The sequence below is a fragment of the Halomonas sp. XH26 genome (genome assembly GCF_024138895.1).
In the GTDB taxonomy this organism is placed as follows: domain Bacteria; phylum Pseudomonadota; class Gammaproteobacteria; order Pseudomonadales; family Halomonadaceae; genus Vreelandella; species Vreelandella alkaliphila.
Genome location: NZ_CP071889.1, coordinates 3,205,977 through 3,219,594 on the forward strand (window position 1 = coordinate 3,205,977; position 13,618 = coordinate 3,219,594).

A 13,618-nucleotide genomic window follows, 5' to 3' on the forward strand; every position below is an offset into this window, starting at 1 on the left:
GATCGAGCCGGCGGGCATCTGCCCGCCGGGCAGCGGTTTAGCTGGTCAGCGGGTTCGGCTTGTTGGCGTCAATGCCATACTTCTTCAGCGCCTCGCCGACGTGCTTACGATCAAGCTCACCGCGGTCTGCCAGCGCACGTAGCGCCGCCACGGTGACGAAGTAGCGGTCTACTTCAAAGAAGTAGCGCAGCTTCTCGCGGGTGTCGGAACGGCCAAAGCCGTCCGTGCCCAGCACGGTGTACTCGCTGGGTACCCAGGCACGCACCTGGTCGGCGTAGAGCTTCATATAGTCGGTGGAGGCAATCACCGGGCCGTCACGGCCTTCCAGGCACTTCGTCACGTGGGGCTTGTTGGCCTCGGCATCCGGGTTCAGGAAGGCTTCACGCTCCAGCAGCAGCGCTTCGCGGCGCAGTTCGTTAAAGCTGGTGACACTCCAGATATCCGCGCCAATGCCCCAGTCGTTGGCCAGCAGCTCGGCAGCCGCTTCGACTTCACGCAGGATGGTGCCGGAGCCCAGCAGTTGCACGCGGCCTTTATCGCCCTGGGTTTCGTTGAGCAGGTACATGCCTTTGACGATATCGTCGGTAGGCACGTTCTCAAGCGCGGGGTGCTCGTAGTTTTCGTTCATCACCGTCAGGTAGTAGAAGCAGTTCTCTTTGTCGGAGAACATGCGCTTCAGACCATCCTGGAGGATGACCGCCACTTCGTGGGCGTAGGTCGGGTCGTAGCTGCGGCAGTTGGGGATGGTGGAGGCTTGAATCAAGCTGTGGCCATCCTGGTGCTGCAGACCTTCACCGTTGAGCGTGGTACGCCCGGCGGTGCCGCCGACCATAAAGCCGCGGGCTTGCAGGTCACCCGCGGCCCAGGCCAAGTCACCAATGCGCTGGAAGCCGAACATCGAGTAGTAGACGTAGAACGGCAGCAGGGTAACGTTGTTGTTGCTGTAGGACGTCGCGGCGGCAATCCACGCAGACATCGCGCCAGCCTCACTAATCCCTTCTTCGAGAATCTGGCCTTTCTGATCCTCGCGGTAGAACATGATCTGGCCTTTATCGACCGGCTCATACTTCTGACCTTCCGAGGTGTAGATGCCGAGCTGACGGAACATGCCTTCCATGCCGAAGGTACGCGCTTCGTCAGGAATAATCGGGACGACATGTTTGCCGAGCTTCTTATCCTTCACCAGGCCGTTCAGCACGCGCACGAACGCCATGGTGGTCGAGACTTCGCGCCCTTTGGAACCGACCATTTGCGAGGCAAAGGTTTTGTCGTCCAGGCTGGGGATCTCCAGCGCCTCAAAGTCACTGCGGCGGCTCGGCAGGTAGCCGTTTAAGCGTTCCCGCTGCAGGTGCATGTATTTCAGCTCGGGGGAGTCTTCTTCCGGCTTGTAATAGGGCACATCTTTAAGCTGCTCGTCGGTGAGCGGAATACCGAAGCGGTCGCGGAATTTACGCAACGCCTCGTACTCCATGCTCTTGACCTGGTGGGACTCGTTGGCAGCTTCGCCATCGCCGCTGCCCATGCCGTAGCCTTTGACGGTGTGCGCCAGAATGACCGTGGGCTTACCGTTGGTCTGGTTGACCGCTTCGTGGTAGGCCGCGTAGACCTTGAACGGATCGTGACCACCGCGGTTGAGCTTCCAGATGTCTTCATCAGACAAGTCGTTGACCATCGCTTCGGTTTCGGGGTACTTACCGAAGAAGTGCTCACGGGTGTACGAACCGCCGTTGGCCTTGTAGTTCTGGTACTCACCGTCAACCGCTTCATCCATGCGTTTTTGCAGGATGCCTTTCTTGTCCTTCTCGAACAGCGGATCCCAGTGACGCCCCCAGACCACCTTGATGACGTTCCAACCGGCACCACGGAATACGCCTTCGAACTCGTCCATGACGCGGGAGTTGCCGCGAACCGGACCGTCCAAGCGCTGCAGGTTGCAGTTGATAACGAAGATCAGGTTATCGAGGTTTTCACGCCCCGCTAGGGAGATCGCGCCCAGTGACTCCGGCTCATCACACTCGCCGTCACCCATGAAGCACCAGATCTTACGGTCGTACATGTCTTTCAGCTCACGGTGATGCAGGTACTTCATCACGTGGGCTTGATAGATGGCCTGAATCGGGCCAAGGCCCATGGACACCGTGGGGAACTGCCAGTAGTCCGGCATCAGCCACGGGTGCGGGTAGGAAGAGAGGCCATCGCCGTCGACTTCGCGACGGAATTTGTCCATCTGCTCTTCTGATAAACGGCCTTCCAAGTAGGAACGCGCGTAAATACCCGGGGCAACGTGGCCCTGGATGTAAATCAGGTCGCCTTCAAAATCGCCTTTGGGGGCGCGGAAGAAGTGGTTAAAGCCGACATCGTACAGCGTGGCCGACGACATAAAGCTGGCAATGTGGCCGCCCAGCCCGGGGTTGGCGCGGTTATTACGGATGACCTGAGCAATGGCGTTGTAACGAATCAACGACCGAATGCGGCGCTCCATAAACAGATCGCCGGGCATCGGTGCTTCGCGATGCACAGGGATCGTATTCCGGTGCGGGGTTGTCACCGAGAAGGGTACCTTCATCCCGTCCCGGCGCAGGCGATCCGCCAAGCGGGTCATCAGGTAGCGGGCACGATCTTCGCCCTCACGATCCAGTACTGATTCCAGGGATTCCAGCCACTCCGTGGTTTCGAGCGGATCGAGATCTTCTCTTGTCTCCAGACTCATAGAGGTCTCTCCGAATGACGATAAATGACAATGAGCCCCGCCAACCCTTAGGGCCTGGGGCGGCTGCGGTGTTTAGCCACCACAGGCCGATAAAACACCGACGCCTAAGCGTCGCGTAGAGGTTTTCTTTCTACATTCAACAAGCTACGTACTTTCCGATGTAGTAAAGCTACACAATTGTCGTAAAAGTTAGCCTTTTGTATATGAGAAGATACCGCAAAGTCGTCACTCTGCCAATTCCAGCAAGCCCTAAAAGGCTATCGAAAACAGACTATTGCACCGCAACATAAAAAAATAGTAAGACTTTAGACGAATCTACCAAACGCTCAAAAATGTAGCCAAACTACCGTTTTATTTACTTACGAGTGAAGTACTTAATTAAATTTCCAACGTTCTTTTACAAATTTATTAACCCAGCGCTAAGCATCTAACTGTTGATAATAATAAGCCCAGTCAAAGGCTGGCCCTGGATCAGTTTTACGCAGTGGAGCCACGTGAGCATGACCGGTAATGCGTGACTTATCCAGCTGTGGGTAGCGCGCTATTAGCCACTGAGTTACCGCTACTAACCTTTGATATTGCGCTTTGGTAAAAGGGGTCACGTCGTCACCCTCCAGCTCAATACCCACTGAAAAGTCATTTAAGGCTGTTCGCCACGCCTTTTGATACGGATCCAGCCAGCATGAGCGCCCGGCATGCCAGGCGCGATGATCTGTATCAACAAACTGTAAGCACTCGCCATCGCGACGAATCAGAAAATGAGCTGATACCCTAAGATGTGCAATCTCAGCAAAAAAGGGGTGCTCTGCTGAATTTAGCTGGTTAGTAAACAGTGCCTCAATGGCATCACCACTAAACTGACCGGGCGGCAAACTAATCGCATGAATAAGCAGTAGCGAGACCTCACTATTGGGGCGCTGATCGCAGTTGGGTGATGCCATTTGTCTAGCGCTTGGCCACTGCCCATCAAAGGCTGTACTTTTCATAACAGATACACTCTTCTCTACGTTGGCATTCTCTTTCACTATAATGCCCAACACACTCAATAACGCCTAGAGAACTCACCGCCATGCATTATGAAAACGCTCTTGCCGAAGAGATACGCGCTAGCGCAGCCCGCTTACTAGCTGAGGATATTGGCCCTGGCGATATTACAGCGCAGCTAATCCCTGAGAACCAATGGGCAACCGCCAGCATCATTACGCGTGAACCCGCAGTACTTTGTGGTGTTGCTTGGGTAGATGAGATTTTTCGACGGTTAGATAACCGCGTTACGCTACGTTGGCAGGCAGCAGACGGCGACTCTCTTCAAGCAGATCAGTGTTTTTTAGAGCTAGAAGGGCCTGCTCGCAGCCTACTGACCGGTGAGCGTGCTGCCCTAAATATGCTGCAAACATTGTCTGCCACGGCTACATCAACACGACATTACGTTGATTTAATTGAAGGCACTAATGTCCGTCTACTAGATACGCGTAAAACATTGCCTGGAATGCGCCTAGCTCAAAAGTACGCAGTAACCTGCGGCGGTGGACATAATCATCGGATTGGATTGTGGGATGCTTTCTTAATTAAAGAGAATCATATTACTGCTTGTGGCGGTATTCCGGCAGCCGTTGAGCAAGCTCGTAAATTGGCAAGTGACCTGCCAGTAGAGGTAGAGGTGGAAACGTTTGAGGAGCTTGATCAAGCACTGGCCGCAAAGGCAGACATTATCATGCTCGATAATTTCGCCTTAGAAGACTTGCATGTAGCCGTCGAAATAACTGGTGGGCGGGCAACACTTGAGGCCTCTGGCAATGTCGGCGCAGCAACATTGAAGGCAATTGCCGATACCGGTGTTGACTGCATTTCCAGCGGCGCACTCACCAAAGACCTAAAATCGATCGATTTATCGATGCGTATTACCCACACCTTCGACGTTTGATGTACTCAGGTTTCGACAGCGTTGAGCTTTTTGACTAAGCGATAGCGTTTCAAAAGCTCGCCACTGCGCTCTACCCACTGCTCGCCGAGGTTGCTAAAACCTCGGCGAATCAAACGTTCATAAAGCACTAAGCTTGCTTCAATTTCTACACTCGATACGCCCTGCTCAAGCAGCATACGTTCAGCGTGTATCAACAATGTGGTACCGATCCCGCGTCCAGTCAGTGAAGGCCACACATAAAGTGTCTCTATACGTTTGGCCGCAACATCCAGCTCTAAAAACCCGACACATCGCCCATCACAGCTGGCAACCAGCGTAGTATAAAGCGTTTGTCTGGCCGCCCAGGCGCTTGCCTCGCGTGGCAGAGCATTCGCCCAAGCTCGGCGTTCGTCTACACCATAGTGGGAAGCAGCGCCCTGCATCACCGCGTGATAAAACACCTCTGCTTGGTCAGCTGCGTCACGGGCAAACCCTTCACGATAGATAATTCGTGGAGTGGGCGCAGAAGGTGTTTGGCTCACGTTAGTACTTGTCACATTAGTACTTGTCACATTAGTACTTATCATATATACAACTCCACTATTTAATTATCGCACCTTAACGGGTCATTGCATCCCAACTCGATGCTTGACTGCTTTATACTTCGTTTTTATCTACACGTAAGGTGTGCCATGCACGGTATATCCATAAATGAGTCATTTACCATCAACCCTATAGGTTATATTGAAAGCGACTACCCTGATAAGTTTGGCATTCCTCGCCAACCGGGACTAGCGACGGCAGCGAAAGCGACACTGATATTAACGCCCCCCTTCAACACACCGTTAAGCGTTCGTGGACTAGAAGCATTTAGCCACTTATGGATCAGCTTTATTTTTCATCGCAGTCCCGAAGAGTGGGCTCCCCTTGTACGCCCACCCCGACTGGGTGGCAATAAAAAAATAGGGGTATTCGCGAGTCGTAGCACACATCGGCCTAATCGTTTAGGACTATCGCTCGTTGAGCTAGTGGGTATTGATACGCACAACGGTGCACGGCTATTGCTCAAAGGAGCAGATTTAATGACAGGTACACCCGTGGTAGATATCAAACCTTACCTGCCTTGGACTGAAGCCGTTCCGAATGCACGCTCAGGCTTTGCCCCAGCACCGCCACCCTTTTACCCCGTAGAGTTCTCTTCAGCGGCCGAAAAAGCACTTGCTCAACGCGCAGATGCTAGTGACTTAAGGCAGCTAATTACTCAAGTATTAGGCCAAGACCCACGACCAGCCTACCATCATGGTCAACCAGAACGGGAATATGGCATGCAGTTAAGAGATGTCAATATTCGTTTTCAAATACAACAGATGCCTGAGCTAGGCAACGTCGTTTATATAATCAGCATTCAAAAAAACAACTAACAATTGGCACTTCGGCAACTCACAACTCACAACTCACAACTCACAACTCACAACTCACAAGAAGGTAGCTTCATTGTAAACTGACTACCTCTACCAAACTCACTTTCACAGAAAATCTCGCCGCCATGCTTAGCTGCTACCGTTTTCACTAATGCTAGCCCGAGACCATGCCCTTCTGCCACGCCGTCCTTATCGCTGCGCGTAAAGTCGTCGAAAATATCGTTAATTTCATCAGACTCAATACCGACGCCATTGTCAGAAACCTGCAGCACAATCCACTTACCCTGCCGATACACAAGAACATTAACTTCGCCCCAAGAAGGCGTATACTTAACGGCATTTTCAATTAAGTTAAACACAGCTCTTGCAAGATAGTTCTTGTCGCCCATCATCGGGGCGCCATCTTCATCCTGTAGCTCACTGACTAGTTTAATATCTTTCACTTTCGCTAGCGGATAAACTTGATCGAGCACCTCCATAACAATATCTTCAAAGAGCACAAACTCTCTTTTCAAGTCAAATGACTTAACTCGTGTTAAGTTAATAAAGTCGTTGATCATCCCAAGCCCCATCGTGAGGCACTGTTCCAAATGACTATAGAAATTAGCTTGTGTTGTGGCCGACGCTGGATCTTTTTGGGCTTCTAGAAATGCTAGCGCTCTTGCCTGAGGAGCTTTCATGTCATGTGACAAGAAACTAAGCATACTAGATCGTTGTGCTTCAGCTTCTACTTCACTCGTCAGGTCAACCAGCCATACCAACCAGCCACCAGCAGCACTATTTGTCGTTGTAGATAACTCCCCCATTTCCAGCCGATACGTATGCTCATCTCTGTCAGTACATAAGCCACCTATTTGAATACCGTTGACGCCACTCATGCCAGTTGGCTCGGGCGGCCATATAGTCGAAAAGCCTCGCTCTTCTTCAAAGGTTAGAAAGGATGGCAAAGCATCAATATGATCAATCGCATGTTTCCCTCCCTTACAACAAATCGCCAATGCTTTTTTATTTGCCAGCAGCACCTCTCCCTTCTTATTTAGTATAAAGTGAATCGCCCCGGATATTTTAGACACCCGTTAGGCTCTTAAAGTAACGCCTTTCATAATCAACCGGTGACAAGTTATCACTTGTGCCGTGTCGGCGCTTTGGGTTGTAAAACATTTCAATGTAATTGAACACGTCACGTCTAGCCGCTTCGCGTGTTGAATAAATCTGTCGCTTGATTCGCTCCCGCTTGAGAAGTTGAAAGAAGCTTTCAGCAACGGCGTTGTCATGACAGTTACCACGTCGGCTCATACTGCCTACCAAGCAATTCGCTTTCAGAAAGCTTTGCCAGTCTCCACTGCTAAACTGGCTCCCTTGATCCGAATGCACCATCACCGTTCCTTGTGGCTTGCGTCGCCAGACTGCTGATAACAAAGCATCCAGTGCCAACTCCGTAGTCATGCGTGACTTCATCGACCAGCCAATCACTTGACGGGAAAACAGGTCGATAACTACCGATAGGTAAAGCCAGCCTTCGTAAGTGCGGATGTACGTGATGTCCGTCACCCAAGCAATATTTGGCGCTGTTACTTCAAACTGACGGTCTAAATGGTTAGGGGATACGGCAGCCGGTTTCCCATCGCCATAGCCGCCAGGGCGTCGTCGATAGCCCGTCTGAGAGCGTAAACCTTCCCTATTCATAAGACGCGCCACACGGTGCTTCCCACAAGCTTCGCCAGCTTCACGCAAGTCCTGGTAGACCTTGCGATAGCCATATACACCGCCGCTTTCAAGCCAGGAGTGCTTGATCAATCCCAGCAAGCGCTCATCTTCCCGCGCTCGATTAGAGAGCGCTTTTTTACACCATGCGTAGTAACCGCTGGGGTGCACTGCCATCATCTGACACAAGCGACGTACCGAATATTGGCTCGAATAATTTTGAATAAACGCGTACCTCAGTCGGACTCCCTGGCGAAGTACGCGGTGGCCTTCCTAAGAAACCCGCTGTCTGGGGTCTGCTATGGGGGCCAATTCAAAGCCTAATGATTGCGCACGGCGTTGTAAGTTGCGAACAATACGTTGATGGTAACGTTCCTCATAGTAGTCAGCACCAGGGTCTTGATAAACCCAGCCGTAGCGCAGGACGTTGTAGAATAAAACGGCAATTTTCCTTGCTGTCGCAGTGACAGCTTTGGCCTTGCCTAGGCGACTCGCCAATCGGCGGTAAAAAGCACCAAGGCCTGTTTGAGAGCGCCCAATCGTGGTAGCCGCCAGACGCAGCAAGGCAGCTGCTCGATTCTTGGTTCGTCGGGTTCTTGACGATAGCACTTTGCCACCAGAAATCTTGCTTCCCGGTGACAACGCTAGCCAAGAGGTAAAGTGCTTGACCGTGGGCCAGCGACTCATATCGGTGCCACACTCGCTAATTAGCTTGAGTACCAAGTAGGGTCCAAGGCCATGAATCTGGGTTAGGTCAATGCCCAGCACCTGAAATAGAGCACTGCGTACATCGAATGCCGGTGCATTAGGGTTGGCATCCCGATGCCGAGCAGCAGGCAGCGAGCTTTCCGGCATTGGCGTTGCAAGTGAAAGCCGTTTGAGAGTCGCTTCAATAAACTGATCGCATTCGGCGACATGCTCATGGTAGGTGTCGTACAAGGAGAGCGACTGACGCAGTGCGAGTAGATGTTCCTCGCGGTAGTGGCCCTCCAAGCTTTGACGAATTGTTTCCTCGCTGGCTTTACAGCGCGGATCACGAAAGGAGGCTAGTACAACGGAGTCATGCTGCCCCTGGGCAATAGCGCGCAGAATCCGCATCCCTGTTTTACCGGTGATATCGGACACAACATGATGAAGTTGCAAGTTCATCTCCATCAATGCTTTCTGCATATGCTGAATATGAGAGGCACAATATTCCAGTAACCGTTCCCGCTGGCGTAGTAACGCTCGTAGACTGGCAAGCTCTTGAGTCGGACGAAAGCTGCCACGTAGCAGGCCATAGGAATGCAAGCGTTGCAGCCACTGAGCATCGTTGATATCTGTCTTACGCCCTGGGACATTCTTGGCCTCACGGGCATTGACCAAAATCACGTCAAAACCGCGTTCTTCCAAGAGTTCGTAAACGGGGATCCAATACACCCCTGTCGATTCCATTGCGATGGTCACGATGTTCTTTTCCGCTAACCAATCAGCTAGGCGACGCAAATCGCCCGTAAAGGTATCAAAACGTCGTACCGGTTGCGGATCCCGATCAGGGGGGATCGCTACAACATGAAAACGTGAACCAATATCTATCGCTGCGGCATTAGGGTGGACGACTTGTAGCTTGTCCCGTTGATGCGTGGAACGGGAGGATTGACGAGCCATGACAGCATCTCCTCAGCAACCGTAAATGACGGAAGGACCAGAGGAGGTGGCGTTGATAACATCTACCTTCCTAACCGGGATCACCTCAAACGGTGTCGCCACTTTCAAGTCCAGAACGCCATCCGAGCCACGTTTTTTAACGGGGTCGACCACCAAAAAGCCAACGGCTGCGCCCCTGGCACCCAAGCTGAGTATAGTGCGCCGTCGGGTTTCTGTACCTACAAGCGGGTGCCAACCCATAACGGTTTTTTAATATGTCTCGCTCTTCTAATACGCGTTTGAGTTCGGCCATCAAACGACGGTTTTCAGCTTGGAGATCATCATCCTCTTGCCGTTGTTCTACCGGCTTATCGTATCGCTTAATCCAGTTGTACAGGCTGTGACCTGACACGCCTAGCCGCTCAGCGACCTCGGCCACGCGATGGCCGCGCTCTACCACTTGTTTGACGGCTTCGATTTTGAATTCTTCAGTGTAGCGGGGATGGCTCATGGTTCCTCCTAGATACCTTTAGTATAGGGCCTGGAGGTGTCTATGAAACCTGGGGCGATTCATGGTGACTCTGCGGCAAGAAGAATCTGATATTATTCAAGCCTTAAACGCGGGAGCTGACGACTTCATCAGCAAGCCTTTTAGACCGCGCGAACTGGCTGCAAGAGCCTATGCATCAACTCGACGCCATTCGCTACGCACGCCAAGTGTTGCTCAGCAACAAACATTGGAGTTTGGCCGCATTAAGCTTAATACCAATCGTGAAACAGCATACGTGGACGGAGAAGAAGTATCGTTGACGAGGCAGGAGTTTCGCTTAGCCTTTCTTCTTCTAAACCAGCTAGGCAGCCCGCTTTCACGTTCCTACCTATATGAATATGTGTGGGGTAAAAGTGATCCGCCTGGCACGCGTACACTAGACGTTCATATTCACCGAGTGCGCAAAAAACTTAGTCTAACGTCGGAGTTCGGTTGGAATCTTGTTTCGGTTTATGGCTATGGCTACCGATTACAAGCGCTTGAAGAGATCACTGACGAGCCTTCAAGCGATGAGCCCTTCGGCGACAAACCTTCTAATGATGACGAGGCTACATAGGCAGCCCGCTTCAGAAAACCCCGCTTCGGAAATTGATACCTAAGCGGGGTTTTACTATGCACAACTCAATACAGATGTGCTTTGCGATTATTCGATATGAATACCAATCCGTCGTGCTACTTCTTCATACGCTTCAATAACACCACCTAACCCCTGGCGGAAGCGATCCTTATCAAGTTTTTCTCGCGTATTCGCATCCCATAAGCGACAGCCATCCGGAGAGAACTCATCGCCAAGGATTACATCGCCTTTGAAGACGCCAAACTCAAGTTTGTAATCGACTAGCAACATGTCGCCTTCGGCAAAAAGCTGCTTGAGCACATGATTCACTTTAAAAGTAAGTGACTTCATTTTCACCAATTGCTCAGGAGTTGCCCAGCCAAAGGTTTCTGCTAACGACTCGTTAATCATGGGGTCTCCCTTTTCATCGTTCTTTAAGAACAATTCAAAGGTGGGCGGATTCAAACTGATGCCCTCTTCCACACCCAGGCGCTTAACTAGGCCACCTGCTGCAATGTTGCGCACGACGCATTCAACGGGAATCATCTCCATTTTCTTTACTAGGCTTTCAGTATCAGAAAGCTGCTTCTCAAAATGGGTAGGAATCCCAGCCTCTTCCAGGCGCTGCATAATAAAAGCATTGAAGATGTTGTTCACTTTGCCTTTGCGGGCCAGTGACTCTTTCTTTTTGCCATCGAAAGCACTGGTATCGTCACGAAAGTGCAGTACCAACAAATCAGGGTCGTCGGTGGTATAAACGGATTTCGCTTTTCCAGCGTAGAGTTCTTGGCGCTTTTCCATAGGGGCTCCGAAAGATTTCAAAATTAAAAATTAACGTAGGTAGCCGGAGACACGCTCAAGCAGCTCGCGCTGATCATCAGCATTAAAACTACGCTCACTGGCATTAATCGCACGCAGAATGGTCTTATCACCGTCGGGTTGAAGGGCAAGACGAATTTGCTGCGACATACGGCGTACATCGGGACTGAAAACAATTTGCAGAGGATTGCGACCTCGCTCAGTTTCGGTCATGTACTCAACCAGGAATTCATAGTTTTCAGCAGAAGTGGCTAATAGGTCACGCTGACCTTCGACACTAAAGTCGAGCTCAAGATAGTGATCCAACTCTGCCCAAACTCGATCAATAGGTTGAGGAATCACAACTTCCCACTCGTCGCCCTGCTGACGCATTTGAAGCGCCTGATCTTGTGCGAGTCGTTGAGCCGTCCAAGAAGATGCACTAGCCGTGGCACTGCGTGCACCTAGGTACTGCTCTAGGGCATCGAGACACCCAGCCACGCTTTGCCCCGCTTGCTCACAGCGCACCTCACTACTGCCCGCCCTTAGCGCGCTTTGTAGCTTCAACGTGGCTTGAGAAGTCACTATGACACCTTGATTCGCATCGCTTTGCTGAATACCTAGCTGTCGACTATTCGCGAACGCTTCTAACTGAGGCCAAACGGCTCCCGTATCTGCCGCAACCACCAACCATGTCTGATTACCCACCTGACGACGCTCTACGAATTCAGGTTCTAAACCGCTCCCAATCGTCAACGTCTGAGGGGGGGCAATTTCGGCCGCCTCATCAATACGGCTACCTTGCATAGCTACCTGGGGCACAGGCATGGCATCACGGTAACGCTGAGTATTGCGGGTTTCAGGCAGTACTAAGGGGGGCGCTGGGGTAGCTTCAGTATAATCCAAATTGCGGTCGTGATAGTAACCGTCATCGCGCGCGCATCCAGCAAGCGTGACAGCCGCTGCGAGAGCCAGCGGTATCCATTTAAGCGCACGTTTTTCAAGCAAACGTTTTTCCAGAACAGGGCTCATCAAGCCACCTTTACAGTCAACAGGTCGAGTACTCGACGCGTTAACAAACCACGCCGAGTAGCAAAAGGGGATTACGTCGAATTACTCCTCTACGACACCCGCCAACTGCAGCGCTTCACTAACAGTGGCATGGTACTTTTCCGACAGCCAAGTTAACGGCAGACGAATCCCGGCGTCCATATATCCCATGCGATGCAGTGCCCACTTAACCGGAATCGGGTTAGCTTCAATGCCTAAATTTGTATGTAACGGCATCAAACGCGTATTAATTTGGTGAGCCTTGTCCGAATCACCAGCTACGGCTGCAGCGCAGAGCTCATGCATCGCTTTAGGTGCTACGTTCGCAGTAACAGAAATATCCCCGTGGCCACCCATCAGCATGAAGTCACAGGCCGTGGCATCGTCACCGGAATAGAGCATAAAATCACTGCCCTTCAAGCGGGCAATTAGATCCTCAGCGCGCTCAAGGTTCCCGGTAGCATCTTTCAAACCGATAATATTCTTCACCTCGGCTAAACGTACTACCGTTTCATTATATAGATCAGAGCAAGTACGACCGGGGACGTTATAAAGAATTACCGGCAGTTTGCTTCCTTCAGCCACCGCTTTGAAATGTTGATAGAGGCCTTCCTGAGTCGGCTTGTTATAGTAAGGACAAACCGATAAACAGTAATCTGCGCCGACTTCGCTAGCGTAGCGTGCTAACTCAACCGCCTCTGATGTGGCGTTCGCTCCCGTGCCAGCGATCACCGGAATACGGCCTTTCACCTCTTCTACCACACTGCGGATCACATCAAAGTGCTCAGCAAATGTCATGGTAGTAGGTTCACCCGTGGTGCCCGCTGCGACAATGGCATCAGTGCCATTGTCGAGGTGGAAGTTCACCAGGCGACGAAGCGCCTCCCAGTCGATGTCGCCATTGACTTTCATCGGCGTCGCCAGGGCGACAATGCTGCCTGTGATCATCCGTTTTTTCCTCACCTGCAAAATTATAAAATTAAGCTACTGACGATGTTCATTGAAAATCGAGAAGCTTCGACCATAAGGGCTCTATTTATAAGAGCCTGTCCACAAGAGACTGCCCACAAGAGACTGTCCACAAGAGCTTTGACCACTAGAACGAGCACACCGAGGCGATTTAACCTACTGCTATTTTATGCCTTGAGCACTGTGTTGTCGTCCCAAGGAGGGCTACAGACAGCAAATGGTACTCAGGCGGCTCGAACCTGTACAGCGTAAAGCGCTGAGAGTTTTCTCACCTACTCATCACTGGGCGCCTATTCGCTTTGACATAATAGCGTTACTTGCGTGTAATCAA

At 51.5% G+C, this 13,618-nt stretch carries 10 protein-coding genes and 2 pseudogenes; 3 read left to right on the forward strand and 9 right to left on the reverse strand.

All coding sequences use genetic code 11. From position 1 onward, the window contains the following. Nucleotides 1–37: 37 nt before the first annotated feature. Nucleotides 38–2,710: a pyruvate dehydrogenase (acetyl-transferring), homodimeric type gene (gene aceE / locus J4377_RS14720; protein WP_253486034.1), complete on the reverse strand. Its 2,673-nt coding sequence runs from the start codon at nucleotides 2,708–2,710 to the stop codon at nucleotides 38–40. A gap of 419 nt (nucleotides 2,711–3,129) precedes the next feature. Continuing rightward, a complete protein-coding gene (ampD, locus tag J4377_RS14725) occupies nucleotides 3,130–3,696 on the reverse strand; it encodes a 1,6-anhydro-N-acetylmuramyl-L-alanine amidase AmpD (protein WP_038478002.1) in 567 nt (188 codons plus the stop codon). Between the two features lie 83 nt (nucleotides 3,697–3,779). Between ampD and nadC the strand changes: the two genes are divergently transcribed. Continuing rightward, nucleotides 3,780–4,634 (forward strand): carboxylating nicotinate-nucleotide diphosphorylase, encoded by an 855-nt coding sequence (nadC, locus tag J4377_RS14730; protein ID WP_038478005.1) that lies wholly within the window; start codon nucleotides 3,780–3,782, stop codon nucleotides 4,632–4,634. Between the two features lie 5 nt (nucleotides 4,635–4,639). On the opposite strand, the gene J4377_RS14735 is transcribed toward nadC, so the two are convergent. After that, nucleotides 4,640–5,200 (reverse strand): N-acetyltransferase family protein, encoded by a 561-nt coding sequence (locus tag J4377_RS14735; protein ID WP_370687190.1) that lies wholly within the window; start codon nucleotides 5,198–5,200, stop codon nucleotides 4,640–4,642. Nucleotides 5,201–5,305: 105 nt separating this feature from the next. Between J4377_RS14735 and tsaA the strand changes: the two genes are divergently transcribed. Beyond that, nucleotides 5,306–6,034, forward strand: a complete 729-nt coding sequence (tsaA, locus tag J4377_RS14740; protein WP_253486035.1) for a tRNA (N6-threonylcarbamoyladenosine(37)-N6)-methyltransferase TrmO — start codon at nucleotides 5,306–5,308, stop codon at nucleotides 6,032–6,034. A gap of 47 nt (nucleotides 6,035–6,081) precedes the next feature. Here the strand turns inward: tsaA and J4377_RS14745 are convergent, their stop codons facing one another. The 3 genes and pseudogenes from J4377_RS14745 to J4377_RS14760 form a co-directional block, all read right to left on the reverse strand. Then, nucleotides 6,082–7,107 (reverse strand): HAMP domain-containing sensor histidine kinase, encoded by a 1,026-nt coding sequence (locus J4377_RS14745; RefSeq protein ID WP_253486036.1) that lies wholly within the window; start codon nucleotides 7,105–7,107, stop codon nucleotides 6,082–6,084. Beyond that, nucleotides 7,100–9,385: pseudogene (locus J4377_RS18915) on the reverse strand (IS3 family transposase). The gene J4377_RS14745 and the pseudogene J4377_RS18915 overlap by 8 nt, the downstream one beginning before the upstream one ends. 247 nt (nucleotides 9,386–9,632) lie before the next feature. Beyond that, nucleotides 9,633–9,875, reverse strand: a pseudogene (locus J4377_RS14760) (transposase); the annotation flags it as partial. Between the two features lie 61 nt (nucleotides 9,876–9,936). Here J4377_RS14760 and J4377_RS14765 point away from each other — a divergent pair. Then, complete coding sequence (locus tag J4377_RS14765) at nucleotides 9,937–10,470, forward strand: response regulator transcription factor (RefSeq protein ID WP_253486037.1); 534 nt, start codon at nucleotides 9,937–9,939, stop codon at nucleotides 10,468–10,470. A gap of 87 nt (nucleotides 10,471–10,557) precedes the next feature. Here J4377_RS14765 and purC read toward each other — a convergent pair whose 3' ends face one another. From purC to dapA, 3 genes are all read right to left on the reverse strand, one after another. Then, complete coding sequence (purC, locus tag J4377_RS14770) at nucleotides 10,558–11,271, reverse strand: phosphoribosylaminoimidazolesuccinocarboxamide synthase (RefSeq protein WP_038478039.1); 714 nt, start codon at nucleotides 11,269–11,271, stop codon at nucleotides 10,558–10,560. Between the two features lie 30 nt (nucleotides 11,272–11,301). Beyond that, nucleotides 11,302–12,300, reverse strand: a complete 999-nt coding sequence (gene bamC / locus J4377_RS14775; RefSeq protein ID WP_038478041.1) for an outer membrane protein assembly factor BamC — start codon at nucleotides 12,298–12,300, stop codon at nucleotides 11,302–11,304. Nucleotides 12,301–12,381: 81 nt separating this feature from the next. Continuing rightward, nucleotides 12,382–13,266, reverse strand: coding sequence for a 4-hydroxy-tetrahydrodipicolinate synthase (dapA, locus tag J4377_RS14780; protein ID WP_038478043.1), 885 nt, complete (start codon nucleotides 13,264–13,266; stop codon nucleotides 12,382–12,384). Nucleotides 13,267–13,618 lie beyond the last annotated feature (352 nt).

What these genes read in the sequence shown, in the direction of transcription:
- aceE (WP_253486034.1), bottom strand. Translation starts at nt 2,710, where the DNA reads ATGAGTCTGGAGACAAGAGAAGATCTCGATCCGCTCGAAACCACGGAG.
- ampD (WP_038478002.1), bottom strand. Translation starts at nt 3,696, where the DNA reads ATGAAAAGTACAGCCTTTGATGGGCAGTGGCCAAGCGCTAGACAAATG.
- nadC (WP_038478005.1), top strand. Translation starts at nt 3,780, where the DNA reads ATGCATTATGAAAACGCTCTTGCCGAAGAGATACGCGCTAGCGCAGCC.
- J4377_RS14735 (WP_370687190.1), bottom strand. Translation starts at nt 5,200, where the DNA reads ATGATAAGTACTAATGTGACAAGTACTAATGTGACAAGTACTAACGTG.
- tsaA (WP_253486035.1), top strand. Translation starts at nt 5,306, where the DNA reads ATGCACGGTATATCCATAAATGAGTCATTTACCATCAACCCTATAGGT.
- J4377_RS14765 (WP_253486037.1), top strand. Translation starts at nt 9,937, where the DNA reads ATGGTGACTCTGCGGCAAGAAGAATCTGATATTATTCAAGCCTTAAAC.
- purC (WP_038478039.1), bottom strand. Translation starts at nt 11,271, where the DNA reads ATGGAAAAGCGCCAAGAACTCTACGCTGGAAAAGCGAAATCCGTTTAT.
- bamC (WP_038478041.1), bottom strand. Translation starts at nt 12,300, where the DNA reads ATGAGCCCTGTTCTGGAAAAACGTTTGCTTGAAAAACGTGCGCTTAAA.
- dapA (WP_038478043.1), bottom strand. Translation starts at nt 13,266, where the DNA reads ATGATCACAGGCAGCATTGTCGCCCTGGCGACGCCGATGAAAGTCAAT.